The 18,500-nt window shown below is 45.4% G+C and carries 11 protein-coding genes; 7 read left to right on the forward strand and 4 right to left on the reverse strand.

The genetic code is table 11. The annotated features are described in order from the left end of the window. Both L0659_RS16805 and L0659_RS16810 read right to left on the reverse strand, forming a co-directional pair. Entirely contained in the window at positions 1 to 342 is a 342-nt protein-coding gene (locus L0659_RS16805; protein WP_235127777.1) for a GIY-YIG nuclease family protein, read from the reverse strand. A 121-nt stretch (positions 343 to 463) separates the two neighbouring features. Beyond that, positions 464 to 709 carry a hypothetical protein gene (locus tag L0659_RS16810; protein WP_235127778.1) on the reverse strand — a complete coding sequence of 82 codons (246 nt, stop codon included), beginning with the start codon at positions 707 to 709 and terminating at the stop codon, positions 464 to 466. Between the two features lie 487 nt (positions 710 to 1,196). Here L0659_RS16810 and L0659_RS16815 point away from each other — a divergent pair, with 487 nt between their 5' ends. Further along, positions 1,197 to 1,970 carry a hypothetical protein gene (locus tag L0659_RS16815; protein ID WP_235127779.1) on the forward strand — a complete coding sequence of 258 codons (774 nt, stop codon included), beginning with the start codon at positions 1,197 to 1,199 and terminating at the stop codon, positions 1,968 to 1,970. Positions 1,971 to 2,036: 66 nt separating this feature from the next. Here the strand turns inward: L0659_RS16815 and L0659_RS16820 are convergent, their stop codons facing one another. Next, complete coding sequence (locus tag L0659_RS16820; protein ID WP_235127780.1) at positions 2,037 to 4,523, reverse strand: glutaminase family protein; 2,487 nt, start codon at positions 4,521 to 4,523, stop codon at positions 2,037 to 2,039. A 69-nt stretch (positions 4,524 to 4,592) separates the two neighbouring features. Beyond that, the gene (locus L0659_RS16825) at positions 4,593 to 6,698 is read right to left on the reverse strand and encodes a cytochrome c biogenesis protein CcdA (protein WP_235127781.1); all 2,106 of its coding nucleotides are present in this window, start codon (positions 6,696 to 6,698) and stop codon (positions 4,593 to 4,595) included. Positions 6,699 to 6,827: 129 nt separating this feature from the next. Here L0659_RS16825 and argB point away from each other — a divergent pair, with 129 nt between their 5' ends. From argB to L0659_RS16855, 6 genes are all read left to right on the forward strand, one after another. Beyond that, positions 6,828 to 7,613, forward strand: coding sequence for an acetylglutamate kinase (gene argB / locus L0659_RS16830; protein WP_235127782.1), 786 nt, complete (start codon positions 6,828 to 6,830; stop codon positions 7,611 to 7,613). A 67-nt stretch (positions 7,614 to 7,680) separates the two neighbouring features. Then, positions 7,681 to 8,832: an ATP-binding protein gene (locus tag L0659_RS16835; protein ID WP_235127783.1), complete on the forward strand. Its 1,152-nt coding sequence runs from the start codon at positions 7,681 to 7,683 to the stop codon at positions 8,830 to 8,832. 78 nt (positions 8,833 to 8,910) lie between these two features. Next, positions 8,911 to 10,239 (forward strand): cytochrome c, encoded by a 1,329-nt coding sequence (locus L0659_RS16840; RefSeq protein ID WP_235127784.1) that lies wholly within the window; start codon positions 8,911 to 8,913, stop codon positions 10,237 to 10,239. A gap of 24 nt (positions 10,240 to 10,263) precedes the next feature. Beyond that, positions 10,264 to 13,629, forward strand: coding sequence for a VCBS repeat-containing protein (locus tag L0659_RS16845; RefSeq protein ID WP_235127785.1), 3,366 nt, complete (start codon positions 10,264 to 10,266; stop codon positions 13,627 to 13,629). Beyond that, positions 13,626 to 14,936 (forward strand): vanadium-dependent haloperoxidase, encoded by a 1,311-nt coding sequence (locus L0659_RS16850; RefSeq protein ID WP_235127786.1) that lies wholly within the window; start codon positions 13,626 to 13,628, stop codon positions 14,934 to 14,936. Before L0659_RS16845 ends, L0659_RS16850 begins: the two co-directional genes overlap by 4 nt. Before the next feature lie 204 nt (positions 14,937 to 15,140). Beyond that, positions 15,141 to 18,485, forward strand: a complete 3,345-nt coding sequence (locus tag L0659_RS16855) for a SusC/RagA family TonB-linked outer membrane protein (protein ID WP_235127787.1) — start codon at positions 15,141 to 15,143, stop codon at positions 18,483 to 18,485. Positions 18,486 to 18,500: the final 15 nt, after the last annotated feature.

An 18,500-nucleotide genomic window follows, 5' to 3' on the forward strand; every position in this document is an offset into this window, starting at 1 on the left:
TTACTTCAATCCAAATCCTTTCATATCATCAGCGTCTTTGTTTCTCGAATGCGTTCCATTGTGACACTCCGCCAAGGGCCTCAATCCCTCCCAATCACGTATTATAACTGCCTCCTTCTTCTTCCTACTCCAACCTTTCACCTGCTTCTCAAAAGCAATTGCATCATTCACATATCTAAACTCACGAAAAAACACCAACTCCACAGGCCGTCTCGTGAACGTATAACAAATCTCATTACGCCCATTCACATGTTCTGCAAATCGCCGTTCCAGGCAATTCGTTACGCCAGTATAATAACTCGCATCACAGCATTTTAAAATATACACATAGTAAATTTTCATAGTCAAAGCGTGTTTAGATTTTTATCTTAGACGCCGACATTGAATGAAAGTCACGCATTAGCAACAAAAATGGCCAGGGGAATCCCGCTGACCATTTAAAAAATAAACACATTATTATATCCTACGCCGCCTTCATCGCCTCAATCTTCTGACAAAAAAGCAGCAAATCTCGAAAAGTATAGAAGATGTTGAGTTTACGGGGATTGAAGCCTGTTTCCTGATCAAAATTTTGGAAACCGCTATAAATCTCCCAGAGATGCTCCACCATTTCGGCAGGCGTGTTGAGTTCAAATAACTGCTGCACTTGCTGGCCATAAGCCACGAACATCGAATCCGGAGATTCGGTAGAGTGTGTTTTTGTGTTCATTTACGTGTAAGATTGGGATGGGAAAAAATTAAAAATGCCCTGTCTTAGGTGTCCCGCGCCCACGTAAAGGCGCCCAGGAGTTTTCACTTGATCCACACCATAACAGGGCAATGCTTGTTAGCTTTTTCATATTTACGCAAGTTTTATTGGGAATGCGAATATGAAAATTTTGTTGGGAGAAATGCAAATTAGAGTCGGGTATTTAATCCGATAAAGTTGACCTCTTAATAAAAAACATTATTTAGGTAAAAATGCATAAGCGTGTAGATCACTTTACGAAATACCATCGCAATAACTACAAGTAAATCGAACCCAAAGTTGGTAATAACTACTATTCGATTAGTGTCAATCGGTTTGCTCAAACTGCTTTTTACCGACAAATAACCGGAACTCACCACACATTCATTTTGAACGCTTTCCTCACCACGCAATAGCTTGTTTTGTAGCCAGTAACAGAAATAAATGTTTAACTACAAAAACAACAAAAATGAATTTAGTAAAACAATTACCGATTGGTTTAGGACTAGCATGCTTAATGATGATGAGTAGTTGCTCGAAGGAGGATGTGCAAACTCTGGAGCCTTTGAAGAGTGAGAGGACGGATGCGAGTATGCGGGATGATGGAGGATATATTAAAATTCTTCCCATCTTCCACGCAACATTTGGACCGCTCGGTTCAAATGTCTATCCAAATGGATGGCAAAGAGGCAGCTCGACTTCGAGTAATTTAATTGGGTATCCGACTGGTTCCTCAAATTTTACCCATTTGTTTGGGAATCCGGCATGGCCATGGGTGAATCCCATATCTCCCATTCAAGATGTACCAAATGCAAGTTCTTTCCTGACTATAAGCACAAAGGCGAAGAAGACTTGGACAGAGGATGGAGCTTCAACAGGTAAGCGGTCTTCAGTTGAAACTATCGTCAAAAATCTGACACCAGGTAAAATGTATGAATTGACCTACTATACAACAAGTTCTGTGTGTGCAGTGAAACAAAATAATCTTACGCCGGCGTATGCGTCAGCAGTTGTAGTAGATTGGATCTATTCAAATGGTACAAAAAAGAGTGCTTTGACAATGAGTTTGAAAAATTGGGAAGGAACTTGGAACAAACAAACCATAACATTCGAAGCGAACGAAAAAGACCAAGTTTTAAACTTTACAGCATTTACAGAATCAGAAAGCACTTTTGGATACGCGCACATTTTTGTAGATCATAAGTCAATAAAAGAGGTGGAGCCTTTGGATTCGCCTTTTTAAGTAAAATTAAAATCAACGATGGCGGCCACGGAAACATCCGGGCCGCCTTTATTATTTGCAATCAAATCACTTCCACCGCTCCTCCAAAACCTTCATCCAATACCCACCCACAACCGACCGCGCACGGAATCCAACCGACTTCCCATCCACCGTCTCATGCCAATCCGAAAGCGGAATACGATCAGGAGTTTCCATGGCATATTTGTAAACCGGCTTTACCAGCGCTTCGAAATCCTGTTGGTTGCTGGCTAATGTGGCGGTCCAGATGATCCAGTCGGATTTTGTGTAGGTTTTGCGGCTGTCTAGTGGGAGGCCGAAGGGTTTTTGTTTGGTTAGGTAATATTTGATCTCTTTTTCTGCGACGGTTTTTGGGAAAACGTTGAGGTTCAGGAGTTGGTCCCAAACTAGGTTGTATTTCTGGCTCCATGAGTCTTTATTGTCGAAAGTGAGGGCGTAATGGTCGCCGGTGTCGGCTAGTTGCATCCACTTTTTGGCGAAATCTTTTACCAATGCATTTACTTCGGCTGCTTCCTTGGTGTCGCCGAGCTGCTCAGCCATTTTTGCGTACGAAGCCAATCCCATAATGGCCTTGATCGACAAGTTCGCATTGCGGGCGAGGTGGCCGGCGAAATCGTCGGTGCAAAGCTGGTTGGCTGGATCGAAACCTTCTTTTTTCAGGTAATTGGCCCAGATACTCAGCACTTTCCAATGTTTCTTGGCAAACTCAATGTTGTTTTCGGCTTTGCAAATAGCGTAAGTCAGCGTTAGCATGTTGCCGGATTCTTCAACGGGCATGTCTTCGCCGTAAGTCTGGCCATTTGCGAGCGGGTAAGTGCCAACGTCATGCGCGGCGAAAGGTTTGGTCCATTTGCCGCTTTCAGAATAATAAAAAATCGGTTCCATCATTCCTTTCAACAATGCTGGATTGTAGAGCAGGAATAATGGCGCCGACGGATAAGTGATATCAACCGTTCCGATAGAACCATTGCTGAAATTTTCTTTGGATAAAAACAAAGGTATGCCCGAAGGATCAGCGACCAACTTATGTGCCGAAATCGCCTGACGGTAAGCCAAAACGCAAAGCTCTGCATATTGCTTTCCACCCGCTTTAAGCGCATCCTGATAGATCATTTCGTCAGTTGCCTCACATTCTTTCATCACTTTGTCAAAGTCCTTTTCGGCATTGGCGAGCTCACGTTCGATGGTTTTATTGCCATCTTTATTCCACCAGGGCCGCAGGTTTTGACCAAAATATTGAACGGAATACACATCGTCATATCCTAAAATAGCATGAAGAGATTTGCTTTCCGGACCGATCTTGTTGTCAAATGCAAGCACATAGGCCATTGACCTGCTGTCTGCATTGGCGGCATCGCGCTGATTTGCAGTTACAGAGCCGCTTTTAGAAAACATCTCAATCAGCTCACTCGAAGGGCCAAATCCTGAGCTTTTGACAAACTTATGCGGAGCTGACAAAAAAGCGCGGCCCCAGTCAATGCGGACATCATCCCCTTTGCGGCCCAGTACTTTCTGTTCGGCATTGGTAAGCGACAGCAAAAAGAAATCGTCCCGTGCTTCCCGCTTTCCAACGACCTGCTGGCTGGCATCATTAACTGCCCAAAGTCCGGAAACAGCATTCAATATCTCAACGTCGTGCGTCTGTTTGTCCGTAGATTCTACGTCGTAAACAACATAGTTAACAGGTCGGGAAATTAAATTTAAGTCCTTTAAAATAAGGGGAGCAACAAAGCGGGCTTTCAACTGGATTGGGCCGGCCTGGAAAGTATAAACCGTTTGCGTAGCCGTCATTTCAAAAGCAACCTGTTTTGCCGGCTGGACCACATTAGCGCCTTTCAGCGCGATTTCATCTGCAAGTCCAATGTCGATATAGCCCGGGCCAGCGCCGTTTTTACAATAAGCGGCCAGAATATTTTTGCCTTTTTTCAGTGCTTTTCTTGCTGATGCACTAATGGGTTTGAATTCGTAATCGCCTGTATAGCAAGGAGAACAATCAAATGCAGGAACACCATTAATGAAAACCTGCACGTCATCGTCGTGGAAAATGTTCAGGGTTGGTTTTTCAAAATCAGCGGCGGTTAATGTGAATTCACGGCGATACCAAATTTCCTGCGGAAACTCCGTGCCGCCTTTCAGCATAGCATCATTCCGGTCTTTGGTGCCAAACGGTGCCGGGCCTTGTTTCCAGGTGCTAACATTATAACCCTCTTTATACCACCAGTTTGGATCGGGTTTTACGGTAGTAAACTTTGCTGTATATGCGGCTTGTTTGGCGGTTGGCAAAATCGTTTTCATAACCGGTGCAGGCGCGCCCATGAAGCGGTAAGTCTTCCCGTCAACTCGGATTAATCCGTCCATCGGATGCGGCTTGCCCGTCCAATGCTTTGTGATGGAGCCATTTAGCTCATTGCCGAATGACCAAACGCTGGTATAAGGGTCAATAGTAATCAGAGGAACCGCAGGCGGCCGTAAAGTTTGGGCAAAAAGGAAGAACGGAGTGAAAAGAAGTAGCAAAAAGGACCAGTACTTCGTCATAAAAGGATGTGGTTTCAGGAAAGGATTATACTAAATTTAGACAAGAAATGAGATTGAACCCCGGGCTCCTTATTTCCGAAACGCCGCCTTTCCGCTATCCAGAAATGCTGCGAAATTGGCAGGATTCAAATCGTAATTCTTTGGCTTTACCAGCAGATTTCCTTCGTGATCCACCAGACAGTAATGTGGCTGGGCGTTGTTGTTGTATTTTACAATCTGCAAATCAGCATTTTGGGCGCCGATGGTTTTTTTGATCTTGTTGTCATAGGTGGAAGTGTACCAGGCCGATTCGGGGAGTTCTGTTTTATCGTCTACATAAAGCGCCACGATCACGTAGTCATTGCGAAGACGTTGCTGAACCGCCGGATCAACCCAAACCCGCGCTTCCATTTCACGGCAATTGACGCAGCCGTGACCGGTGAAGTCGATGAAAACGGGCTTGTTAACCTTTTTTGCATAGGCTAATGCGTCTTTATAATCAAAGAAACCTTCCAGTTCGTGGGGAAGATGGAAAAGATCGGCGTATTTCCGCGTTTCGCCGGGCGCAATGGTTGAAGCGGCACCGGCAGTTCTTTTATTTAAATCAAAATCCAATGTCGATTGCGGCGGCAGGTAACCCGCCAATGCTTTCAAAGGCGCGCCCCACATGCCCGGGATCATGTATACGACGAATGTGAATGTAATGATGGATAAAAGCAACCGGGGCACGCTCACTTTTTCAAGCGGGGAATCATGCGGCGTTCTGATTTTGCCCAAAAGATAAAACCCTAACAAGCCGAAAATCACGATCCAGAATGCAAGATATATTTCCCTGTCCAGCAGTCGCCAGTGATAAACCTGATCGGCAATGCTGAGAAATTTCAATGCTAATGCCAGTTCCAGGAAGCCCAAAACGACCTTTACGGTATTCAGCCAGCCACCGGATTTGGGTAAAGATTTTAACCATTGCGGGAAAAGCGCAAACAATGTGAATGGGATCGCAAACGCCGCCGAAAATGACGCCATACCAATGATCGGCTTCACAACTTCGCCTCCCGCAGAAGCGACAAGCAAGCTTCCTACAATCGGTCCGGTGCAGGAAAAGGAGACCAAAACCAATGTAAATGCCATAAAGAAAACACCCGCATAACCGCCCTGATCGGCCTTTTGATCCATTTTATTGACAAAACCACTAGGCAGGACAATTTCAAAAAGTCCCAAAAATGATAATCCAAAAACAAAGAAAATGGCAAAAAACAGCAGGTTAGGAATCCAGTGCGTGCTTAGGAAATTGGCGAATGCCGGGCCATTTAACCGTGAAACCACAGTTCCTATTAATGTATAGATCAGCACGATGGAAATGCCGTAGATCAGTGCTTTTAATTTTCCTTTTTCCTGATTGGTGAAGTAACTCACGGTCATCGGGATAATCGGGAAAACGCAGGGCGTGAGCAATGCAACCAGCCCGGATAAGAATGCCGCCAAGGCAAAACCCCAGAGCGAAGTGTCCGTTTCAGGGTCTTCCGCTGTTAATGCTTGCTCCACAGCTGTATTGGCCTGCGGCGCTACGGCAGTGCTTGTAACGGAACTGGTGCCTGTTTGTGTTGCAGAATCAACATTTGCATTGGACGCCGCGGCCTCGCTTGTTGAAACTGCCGTTCCTGCTTCCGGTGTAGCAGCTCCGACGGTCGGTTGAGGGTCATTTGTTGCTGCGCCTGCCACAACTTTCAGTCCCTTGAACTCAAAATCATCATTGCCGGGAATGCAGAGTCCCGTTACATGGCTGCAAGTCTGGTATTCGGAAGCTCCTTTGATGACCGGATGATCCGCAAGTACTTTTATAGTTTGCTTAAAAACGCCTTTCCCTTCAAAATAACGAACCTTTCCGCCCCAGACTTCTTCAAATTTCTCTTTTGGATTTTGCGGTTTCAGCTTACCTACAACTTCGAATGTATTGTTTTTTTCAAAATTAAAAGTCGTTAGCATAGGCCCCAGGTCCGGGTCGAAATCGCTGGAATAAATGTACCAGTCCTTGTTCACAATGGCCGTGAAAATCAGATCGACAGTCTCGCCTTTTTTTACTTCCGGCTTTGAAAATGAATAGGTCCAGTGTGCTTTTGCTTTTTGAAGCTGGGAAAATACGGATTGCGTAAAAAATAGGCAAAGAACAAGGGAAATGAGAAGGCGGCGTTTCATAATGTTTTAATTCTGCTTTGCTTAGTCAACGTAATTTTGCCAAAAAAATTCATCAATTAAAATTCCACTTCCAACGCTGTCCGTTTCTGCTAACTTTGCGGCTCAAACACAGCATAAAATCCCACTACAATGTCCCAAGCCCTTTATGTCGTTAAAATCGGCGGTAATGTAATCGACAACCCCGAAGCCTGCACACGTTTCCTGAAAGACTTTGCTAAACTCGATGCTCCTAAAATCCTCGTCCACGGCGGCGGAAAAGTAGCGACGCAGATGGCCGCCAAATTGCAGATCGAAACGCAGATGGTAGAGGGCCGCAGGATCACGGATAAAGCCATGCTGGACGTTGTAACAATGGTTTACGGTGGATTGGTCAATAAAAATCTTGTTGCACAGCTGCAAGCATTGAGCTGCAACGCCATCGGGCTTACCGGCGCTGACGGCGGCATCATACGTTCGGTCAAAAGACCTGTGAAAACCATTGATTATGGCTTTGTGGGAGATATTGAAGAAGTAAATGCAATGCAAGTGAATGCATTACTGGCCAGCAACCTCATTCCCGTCATCGCCCCGCTGACGTACAGCTCAGAAGGATTACTCCTCAACACCAATGCCGACACCATAGCCTCCGCAACGGCCGTCGCCATGGCAGAACTATTCGAAGTAAACCTGATTTACTGTTTCGAGAAAAAAGGCGTCCTATCCGATCCGGACGATGACAATGCCGTCATTTCCAACCTCAACCCAGCTTCCTATGCCGACTACAAATCATCCGGCATCATCAACAAAGGCATGATCCCAAAACTGGAAAGTGCATTCGAAGCCTTAAATGAAGGCGTTAAGCAGGTTACCATTTGCCATGCGGATGATTTGCTGGAAGCTGCGAGGTCGGCGGCAGGGACAGTGATTACGATATAATTCTCACAAATATCAAATCCTAAAATAATCATTTGTAAATTTAGGAATTGAATTCCTAAATTTACAAATGATTCAAAGAGAGCTCATTACAAAACTTAGCGAGATGCTGGATAAGTATCCCGTTATCAGTATTACCGGACCCAGGCAATCTGGCAAAACGACGCTCGCGAAAATGGTCAGACCAGATTATCAATATGTAAATCTGGAAAACCTGAGCGCCCGGGCATTTGCTAAGGATGATCCCGTAGGATTTTTGGAAACTTATCAAAATGGCGTCATTATTGACGAAGCTCAATATGTCCCTGAGCTATTTTCTTATCTTCAGGTTTATACAGATGAACGCAAGCGAAAGGGTGAGTACATTCTCACCGGCTCGCAGAATTTTCTGATGCTGGAACAGATTACGCAATCTCTGGCGGGCAGGGTTGCCATCTTTTATCTGCTTCCATTTTCCCTGAGTGAGTTGAAAAATACAGCCTATCAGCCCGAAAGCTGGGAAGAATATATCTTGTCTGGCTCTTATCCGCGCAAGCTCGTTGATGAAAGCGATGCCCCGACATTCTATGATAATTATCTGAGGACTTATATCGAACGTGACGTGAGGCAGGTTAAAAATATACTCGACCTTGGGCTTTTTCAGCGCTTTATCCAGCTTTTGGCTGGCAGAATCGGGCAATTATTCAATCAGCAAAGCTTAGGCGTTGAACTGGGGCTTGATAATAAAACAGTCAATGCATGGCTGTCAGTCCTCGAAACGTCCTTTATCGCATTTCGTCTTCAACCTTATTACCAAAATTTCAGCAAGCGTATTGTGAGCACGCCTAAGGTTTATTTTTATGATGTCGGGCTGGCTGCACATTTGCTTGGAATAAGCAGTTTAGAGCAATTGAACTTACATTTCGCGAAGGGCGCTTTATATGAAAACCTGGTAATCAATGAGCTCCAGAAGAATGTATTAAATCAAGGAAAACAGCCGCATTTTTATTTTTGGCGTGATTATAGCCAAAATGAAATCGACTTATTGATTCAGGACGGGATAGCGTTGAAAGCTGTTGAAATCAAATCTGGCAAAACCATTCAAAGCGACTTCTTCAATGGGTTAAACCATTTCAAAAAAATAGCTGATAACGCGAACCTCAACTTAATTTATGGAGGAAAAGAATTCCAAAAAAGAAGTGAAGTTCTCGTATTGCCTATTAGTGATTTAGACAAGATATAAGTTCACCAACCCTTTCTTAAATTATTTTAAAATCAATTTTCTATTATTAAATTGCGTGGCGTAAACCCACTCAGTACCATGCCGTTCCGAAAAGGCCTTTTGTTTGTGCTTTTGTTGTTGTGTGATTTTTGTGCAGGCCAGGTTCCGGAGTTTTATAAGGATGTCCAGCCCATCATTCATGCCAATTGCGTGCCGTGCCACCGGGCTGGCGAAGCGGCGCCATTTTCCCTCATTACTTTTGAAGACGTAACGAAGCGATCCAAGTTCATAAAGGAGGTCGTAAGTTCGCGCTATATGCCGCCCTGGAAAGCGGATAACCATTATAATTCCTTTGCCAATGACCGCTCGCTGAGCGACAAGGACATTAAAACCATTGTAAGCTGGATCGATGGCGGCGCGCCCAAAGGAAAGCAGAATCTGAAAGCGGAGCAGGATTTGCAGGCGCGGGTCAATGCGGGGACAGCTTATAAGCGCAAGCCAGATCTTTCTTTGAAAATGCAGGAGCCGTTTATGGTGAAGGGCGATGCGGCAGAGCGTTTTGTAATGTTCAAGATTCCTTTCGAAATGGCGCAAGAGGCTAATGTTGAGGCCATTGAATTTACTTCTAATAATAAAAAACTTATTCACCATGCCAATTTCGCGATCCACCCGGTTAGCGATCCTGCTATTGATCTTACTAACACAGTGGATTTTGTAGACCTTAGCGGGCCTTCCGGTGACAAATATTATGAGTGGGTCAAATACAAAAAAGAAATGACTTACTATGGCGGCTGGATTCCCGGAACCACCGTCGAAACTTACCCGGAAGACATGGGTTGGGTGATGCCAAAACGTGGCGTCGTGCTCGTAACCGTGCATTTCGGACCCTCTTCCCTGGATGCGGAAAGCATTGACGGCGTGAATATTTTCTTCAAAAAAACACCCATCAAGCGGAAAGTGAAAGTGATCAGCCTGGGCTCCGGCGGGATCGGGGAGAAGGACATTAGCCCGCCGTTCATGATTTTTGCGGATGAGGTCAAAAGCTTCCGTTTGCGGATCGCCAATAATCAGCCCGACGTTTCGTTGCTGTATGCCTGGCCGCATATGCATTACCTGGGCAAGGAATTTAAAGCCTATGCGACTACGGCAGCGGGAGATACGGTGAAGCTGGTGCATGTTCCTGCGTGGGACTTTCGCTGGCAGGAAATTTATAAATACAAAAAGCCATTATTATTACCAAAAGGCGCTGTGGTGCATGTAGAAGGCACTTATGACAACACGGCTGCCAATCCCGCCAACCCGCACAGCCCACCGGAACTGGTGATGTCAACAGGGAATATGCGGAGTGACCAGGAAATGATGACTTTGATTTTAATGTATGTAGAGCGTGAGGCCGGAGATGAAAATCTGGTCTTTAAATGGAATTGAATTTCAACGGGTAAACATTGATACGTGGGTAAACTATACGTTTTTCTCATTTTTCTGATTTCCCTTCTCGGCATCGCTACGCCGGGCCAGACGCAAAGCCTCTTCACACTTTTGTCACCCAAAGACACAAAAGTAAATTTTATCAACAAGATCGAGGAGAATGATTCGCTGCACATTTTCCGTTACGAATATCTCTACAATGGCAACGGCATCGGAATCGGCGATTTCAATAATGATGGTGCGCCGGATCTTTTTATCTCAGGAAATACGGTTGCTAATAAGTTATATATCAATAAGTCGGCAAACGGGAAAATCGGCTTTGAGGACATTAGTAAAAAAGCAAAAATAGAAGGCAACGGAACCTGGTCAACGGGCGTGAGCGTCGCGGATGTGAATGGTGATGGGCTGCTGGACATTTACGTCTGCCATTCCGGATTTTTCAGGAAGCTTTCCGACCGTAATAATGAGCTTTTTATTAATCAGGGGATCAAAAACGGCGTTCCGGTTTTTAAGGAAATGGCGGTTGAGTCTGGTTTGAATGCCATTGGTTCGCAATCTACGCAGGCTGCTTTTTTTGATTATGATAAGGATGGCGACCTGGATATGTTCCTTTTGAACCACTCCAATCATACGGTTAACCCGTTCCTGAACACCCGCGCAATGCGTGCAACGCCCAATCCCTATTATGGAAACAGGCTTTTTGAGAACATTAGCGAGCAGGGCAAACTGAAATTCAAAGATGTTACCAAAGCAGCAGGCATTATCAACAATGCATTGAATTTTGGTCTGAGCGTGATTGTGGCCGACATGAACCAGGACGGCTGGCCGGATCTTTACACGACGAGCGATTACACGGAAGTGGATTGTTATTATGTCAACAACAAAAACGGGACATTTACAGAATCGCTGAAAAAGTCATTTACACACGTTTCCAAATTTTCCATGGGCGCGGACGTGAGTGATTTTAATAATGACGGTAAACCAGACGTGCTCACATTGGACATGCTCCCGGAGGACAATCACAGACAGAAATTGCTCAAAGGCCCCGACGTGTACGACCAATATCATTTGCTGCTCGACAGCGGTTACTATCATCAGAATATGCGTAATATGCTGCATCTGAACCGCGGCACGGATGCTGACGGCAATGTTAAATTCAGCGAAATCGGACAAATGGCGGGTGTTTCCAACACGGATTGGAGCTGGGCAGGATTAATGGCCGATCTGGACAATGATGGTTGGAAAGATCTGCTCATTACCAATGGCTATCTGCGCGATTTTACCAATATGGATTTCCTGAAATACACGGTCGCGGACGAGCAAATGAAGGAAGTAGGGAAGGGGAACCTGAATTTCAAGACATACAGTCTGGTCCGGAAAATGCCTTCCAATAAGCTGCGAAATTATTTATTCCGCAACACAGCTGACAGCTCGAAGCAATTTGCGTTTGAAGATGTTTCCAAAAATTGGGGCTTTAATGAAAACGCGGTTTCCAATGCAGCAGCTTATGCAGATTTTGACGGCGACGGCGATCTGGACATTGTGATATCCAATGTGAATGAGCCTGTTTCGATTTATCAAAATAACAGTGACCAAAAAGGACTGACAATCAGGCTTTCCGGCGCGGGGCAAAATACACAGGCTTTGGGGAGCAAAGTTTGGGTTTATGCCAATGGCATCACGCAATACGCAGAGCTTTATCCGGTGCGGGGTTACCAGGCGACTGTAACAGCCGACCTGCATTTTGGTTTGGGGAAAACAGAAAGGATTGATTCGCTGAAAGTGATTTGGCCTTCCGGGAAAGTGACAATGTTAATGAATCCGGCCGCAAAAGTCCTGACTTTGAAAGAATCGGACGCAAGTGAAGCCACAAAAAATCAGGAAGCATCTATTTCAAAAGCAACATTGCAAAAAGTTGCGGCTCAGAGTATTGGAATTGACTTTGTTCACAATGAAAATGAATTCGTTGACTTTAAGGTGGAAGTGCTTTTGCCTTATCAGCTATCCAAGTTCGGTCCGGCGTTGGCGGAGGCGGATGTGAATGGGGACGGTCTGGCGGATTTGTTTTTTGGCGGCGCTTCCAATCAGTTTGGCGTCCTGTATTTACAAAAACCAGATGGGAAGTTTGAAGGCGCTAATGCCCAGCCCTGGCGGCAGAATGCGGCTTGCGAGGAAGTGAATGCATTGTTTTTTGATGCAGACCGGGATGGCGACCAGGATTTATATATCGTCAGCGGCGGCAATGAGTTCGAGGACCAGTCGCCTGAATATCGGGATCATTTGTATATCAATGATGGGAAAGGCATTTTTCACGAAGAAGTCCTTGCATTGCCATCGATGAAAAATCCTAAGCAATGCGCCGTTAATGCAGACATTGACGGGGATGGCGATATGGACCTTTTCGTAGGCGGACGGGCCATTCCAGGCTCTTTTCCAAAGGCCGCGAGAAGTTATATTTTAAGAAATGACAGCGAGGGAAGCCATGTGAAATTTACGGATGTTACTGCTGACTGGTCAAAAGATTTGCTCAATCCGGGAATGGTTACAAGCGCCGTTTTTAATGATTTTGACAATGATAAAAAGCCCGACCTGCTGCTGGCTGGCGATTGGATGCCTGTTAAAGTTTATCAAAACACAGGAAATGCATTCAATGAAAAACCTTCGTTAGAACTGAAAGACAGCGACGGCATGTGGGCTGCAATTATGCCCATAGATCTTGACAATGACGGCGACTTGGATTTCGTTCTGGGAAACGGCGGCCTGAACAATCAATACAAAGCATCTGCGGAGAAGCCTGTGACGATTTATTATGATGATTTTGACAAAAACGGCGTCGTAGATCCTGTTTGTACTTATTTTATTGGTGACAAAAGTTACCCAATGTTTTCCCGTGATGAAATGCTGGATCAAATGCCTGCCTTGAAACGAAAATATACGAGCTATGCGCTCTATGCAGACGCAGCTGTGGCAGATGTATTTGGCAATGAGGCCATTGAAAAAAGTAGCAAGGTCTATTGCAAACAATTAAACAGCATTATCCTCGAAAACAAAGGCAACTTCGAATTCAAAAAACACGAACTTCCCCAGGAAGCGCAAATTTCCCGGGTGAGCGCCATCATTCCGATGGATATCGACAGCGACAACAAAACCGATTTACTTTTAGCAGGTAACTTTTCGCCATATCGTGTTCAGCTAGGCCCTTGCGATGCATCGGTGGGCGTAACATTGCGGCAAGTTGCACCATTTCAATACGAAACAATAAATCCCGCAAAATCCGGTTTCTGGGCGGGTGGGGAAGTCCGTAGCGGCGTTGCGGTGGATGGTAAGCGTATAGTGTTGTCCGTTAATAATGGCGAGCCAGTGATATTTGAACAAACGGGTAAGAAATGAGGGGAAAGTTTACATGTTATGTGCTGTTGACATTGCTTCTGGCGGGGCGCTTGGCAAGCATTGCCGCCACAACAGGCCCGTCGCCCAGGCTTTTGCATCGGGCTGAAAAAAACCTTACAAGGGTGATTGTGTATGATATATTTTCGCCTCCCGTTGCCAGCAGGATCTATTTATATGCCAATGTCGCTGCTTATGAAACGCTGGTGATGCAGGATAAAAGCTCCCGCACCATGCACGGCCAAATCCCGGATTTTCCCAATCTGCAAGGTTTGAAAAGTGACAAAAAGATCAACTATGAACTCGCAGCGGTCTATGCATTCTTCAAAACAGGAGGCAGCCTGGTGTTCTCGGAGCATTTACTAGCTGACAGCATCCGTGTGATCCTGAGCGACTTCCGTGAGAAGGATACATTGGTCTATAATAATTCCATGAGATTGGGGCAGGCGGTGGCGGACAGCATATTAACCTGGTCTGCGCGAGATAATTATGCGAAAACGCGGGCAAAGCGTCGGTATGCTTACAGCAAGCAAAAGGGCAAATGGACGCCAACACCGCCCGGCTTCATTGATGCCGTGGAGCCTTACTGGTCTCAGATTAGGCCAGTTAGCCTGGATTCTGCCGGTCAGTTCAAACCTGTGCCGCCACCGGCATTCAGCACGGATACGGCGAGTATTTTTATGAAAGAGGTTCGGGAGGTTTACAATGTTACCCAAAAACTAGGCAAAGAACAGGTCCTGATTGCAAGCTTTTGGGACTGTAATCCATTTTATCTCAACACACAAGGCCATCTTAATTTTGCCACAAAAAAATTGTCTCCCGGCGGTCACTGGATATCCATTGCGGGACAAGCGATGGAAAGCAAAGCCAAAAACTGGCACGAGACGACAGCCGCTTACATGCTGACTTCCATGGCCTTATTCGATGCATTCATCAGTTGCTGGGATGAAAAATACAGAAGCCAGTTTATCCGGCCCGAAACTGTTATTAATGCTTATATAGATGAAAAATGGCGTCCTATGCTGCAAACACCGCCTTTTCCGGAGTATACCAGCGGTCATAGCGTAATTTCCGCAGCAGCGGCAGTCGTATTAACCTCAATTCTGGGAGACGTTTTTCCTTTCGAGGACCATACAGAAACGGACTATGGATTGCCTGTGCGTGCTTTTAAGTCATTTCATGCCGCTGCCGAAGAAGCGGGCATCAGCAGGTTTTATGGAGGGATACATTACAGGTCTTCCATCGTCAATGGACAGCAGCAGGGCGAGTTGGTTGGCCGGCATTTACTGTCTAAAATAAAGGTCGAATAACGAATTGGCCAAACAGTCTACTTAGTTTGTATGCTTATTATTAATTTTTTTTAATAAATGTTATGTTTTTGTTAATATTTATATTTATTTTGATCCATCAATACTTATGCTGTTAACAATTAGGCTATTCACTTTGAAAATCTTTTTAGGGCAGGTCATAGGTATGGGAATCAAGCCACCTTTATTTAACCACTAAAGTTTACCATGAGACAAAAGTTTACGACTTTAACACGTCTGGTAACCTTGCTTCTCCTGCTTGTCGGGAGCACATGGAGCATGGCCCAGGACAGAAAAACCGTTAATGGAACGGTGCTGGACAAGGATCAAAACCCTTTGCCTGGCGTTTCCTACCTTGTGAAAGGAACCAATATTGGCGGTGCTACGGATGCCAATGGACAATTTAGCGTGAACGCGCCTTCCGCTACTTCCGTCATTGTTTTCTCTTCAATTGGCTACATCAGCAAAGAAGTGACAGTGGGCAATGCAAGCCAGCTTTCAGTGAGTCTGGAAGAAGACAACAAAACACTGAATGAAGTAGTTGTTACCGGTTTTGGTATGTCTACGGAAGCGAGAAAGCTTGCTTACTCTGTACAATCTGTGCAGGGAAATGACATTACCAGAACAGCCAACGCCAACATGGTGAACGCGCTTCAGGGTAAAGTGGCAGGGGTGATGATCAACCAGGGAACGGGTGGTCCAATGTCCTCTTCGCGTATCCGTATCCGCGGTAACGCATCTTTAAGCCCTAATACTCAGCCTCTTTTCGTTGTGGACGGTGTGCTTATCCGCCCGGGAACATCAGGAGCCGATTCATGGGGAGCTGCGCAGGATTTTGGTAACATTATGAAAAACATCAACCCGGACAACATCGAGTCTATGACCGTGTTAAAAGGTTCTGCTGCAAGTTCGCTTTACGGTTCTGAGGCTTTAAATGGTGTTGTGGTTGTACAAACCAAAAAAGGCCGTCAGGATAAAGGGTTGGGTGTTACTTATAATCACACTTCAACTTTTGAGAATGCATATCGTTTCCTTGACCTGCAAAATGAATATGGTGCAGGTTTGAGCTCAACATTTGCACCCGGCGCTGACGGTGTTCCTGAGGTGGACCGTGCAAACTTCCCGTTCTCTTATGGTCCTAAATTTGAAGGCCAGCAAGTGCGCGACCTGGATGGCCGTATGGTAGAATGGAAAGCCAATGATCCTTTGAGTTTCTTCCAGACTGGAAAATACATCAACCATAACCTGGCAATTGAAGGCGGTAACGAACGCAGCACATTCCGTGCATCGTTCTCGACTTTGAAAAATACGTCTATCATGGCTGCCGGAACGGAATTGAAAAGAAACAACTTCAACATCCGCGGAACCCAGAAAATCGGGAAAGTGCTTAATCTGGACGTAAGTGCGGATTATACAGATAACGACATGGTGAACCCGATCCGTCAGGGCGGTAACTATAACCCGGTTTTCCGTTTTGTATACAACCGTCCGCGTAACATGGACATTGATTACTGGTCGAAAAATTACCTTGATCCAGTTGCTGGTGGCCGCCGCAGAGGTGCTTCGGCTGACCCTTACAATATTACGGAGTTCATGTTCCAGACATTTGAATACAGACAATTCCGTAACGAAAAAGTGTTCAGGGGAAATGTTGATTTGACTGGTAACATTACAGACTGGTTGAGCTTCCTGGTTCGTGGTAACGTTCAGAACGAATTGTACACGGGTAACAACCAAAACAGGGGAGACAATGTGAACTTCTCCGGCGGGGAATATCGTGAGTATTCTGAAAACAAAACCCAGACACGTTTCCAGGGATTGGTTACAGCAACGCGCCAGATTGGTGACAACTTCAATTTCAGCCTTTCGGCGGGTGGAGAAACAAACCGTCTGATCGGTGGTCGTAAGTTTGATATGAGAACAGATGGCGGTCTTCGCGTTCCTGATGTTTACTCTTTGTCAAACAGTATCAATATTCTGAAAACAGAAAGCATTGCGCTTACGCCTTCGAAAAGGATCGACGCGCTTTATGCTTATGGTGACCTGACGTTCAAAGACGCGTTAACATTGAGCGCCAGCTATCGTACAGACTGGTCTTCAACATTGACCTATGCAAACGGAAGCGGTGACTATATTTACTCTTATCCCTCAGTAGGACTTTCCTGGATCGCAACTGAATCATTGAAGGACCTCCCATCATGGTTGTCATTTGGTAAAGTAAGAGCCAGCTTGGGTTACACAGGTGGTGATACAGAAGCATGGTCAACCAACCAAACAGGTGTTTATGAGCCAAAACCTGCTTATACACAGGCAGACGGAAGCCAGGTAAACTTGTCGGGTTTCAGAGATCCTAACACGCTTCCTAACTATGGTTTGAAAAACCGTCTGGCAAGAGAAGTTGAATTTGGTGCTGACGTTCGTTTCTTCAACAACCGTTTGGGAATTGACGCGACCTATTACAACAAAATCACGAAGAACGAGATCCTTAGCTTAAACACAACCACTGAATCGGGTGTAAGCAGCAGAATTGTAAATGCTGGTAGGATCCAGAACAAAGGGGTTGAGATTTTGCTTACGGCTACGCCGATTAAAAAGGCTGATTTCGAATGGAATACAAGCATTAACTTCTCCCGTAACCGCAACAAAGTTTTGGAACTGGTTCAGGGAACAGATACTTACGAGTTGAACCTGGGTTTTGGTGCTGACATTAAGTCGGTAGCGAGAGTTGGAAAAGATTACGGAACGATCATTACCCCTTACGGTTTCGCGATCTACGAATCTGCTGATGCAAACAACCCAGCTAATGGTCAAAAAGTAATCGGTGCCATTTCTGGTGAAGGTGGAATCGGTTACGTGCGCAATGGTTCATACGGATCGAAAGCGGATAAAGAATTAGGGTCTGTGATGGAGAAATTCCTGGCCAGCAACGTGAACAGCATTCGTTACAAAAACTTCACTGCCACGGTTCAGGCTGATGCGAAGATCGGCGGTTTGATGTCATCTGCAACGCACCAGTACGGTTCTTCATTGGGATCATTTGCATTCACACTTCCAGGTCGTAATCCGGAATTGGGCGGCGTAACATTTACAGATGCGCAAGGCACTGTAAGAACAGATGGTATCATTCCTGAGGGCGTTCTGGCCAATGGATTCCAGGTTGTGGTGGACGGCGCTCCGAAAGATTTGGGAGGAATGTCATATGCAGATGCCGTTACGGCGGGTTATGTGAAGCCAATCCCAGCTTACGCTTATTATATGAACCTTACGCAATGGTCATCGGGTATCCGCGAATATTCTACATTCGAAAACTCATGGGTTTCACTTCGTGAAGTTTCGGTAGGATATAATGTTCCTGCTTCCCTGCTTGGAAAAGCAAAGATTCAGTCCCTGCGTGTGAGTTTGGTTGGACGTAACCTAGGCTATTTGTATCGCACAGCGAAAGACGGTATCAACCCGGAAGGTTTGTACAGCAACAAAGCGGGTGAATTTATGGAATATGGTGGTCTTCCGTTCTCACGTAACCTAGGTGTTTCTGTGAGTGTAGGATTGTGATCCTGAGTTGTTACA

It is taken from the genome of Dyadobacter sp. CY347, from assembly GCF_021502655.1.
GTDB lineage: Bacteria > Bacteroidota > Bacteroidia > Cytophagales > Spirosomataceae > Dyadobacter.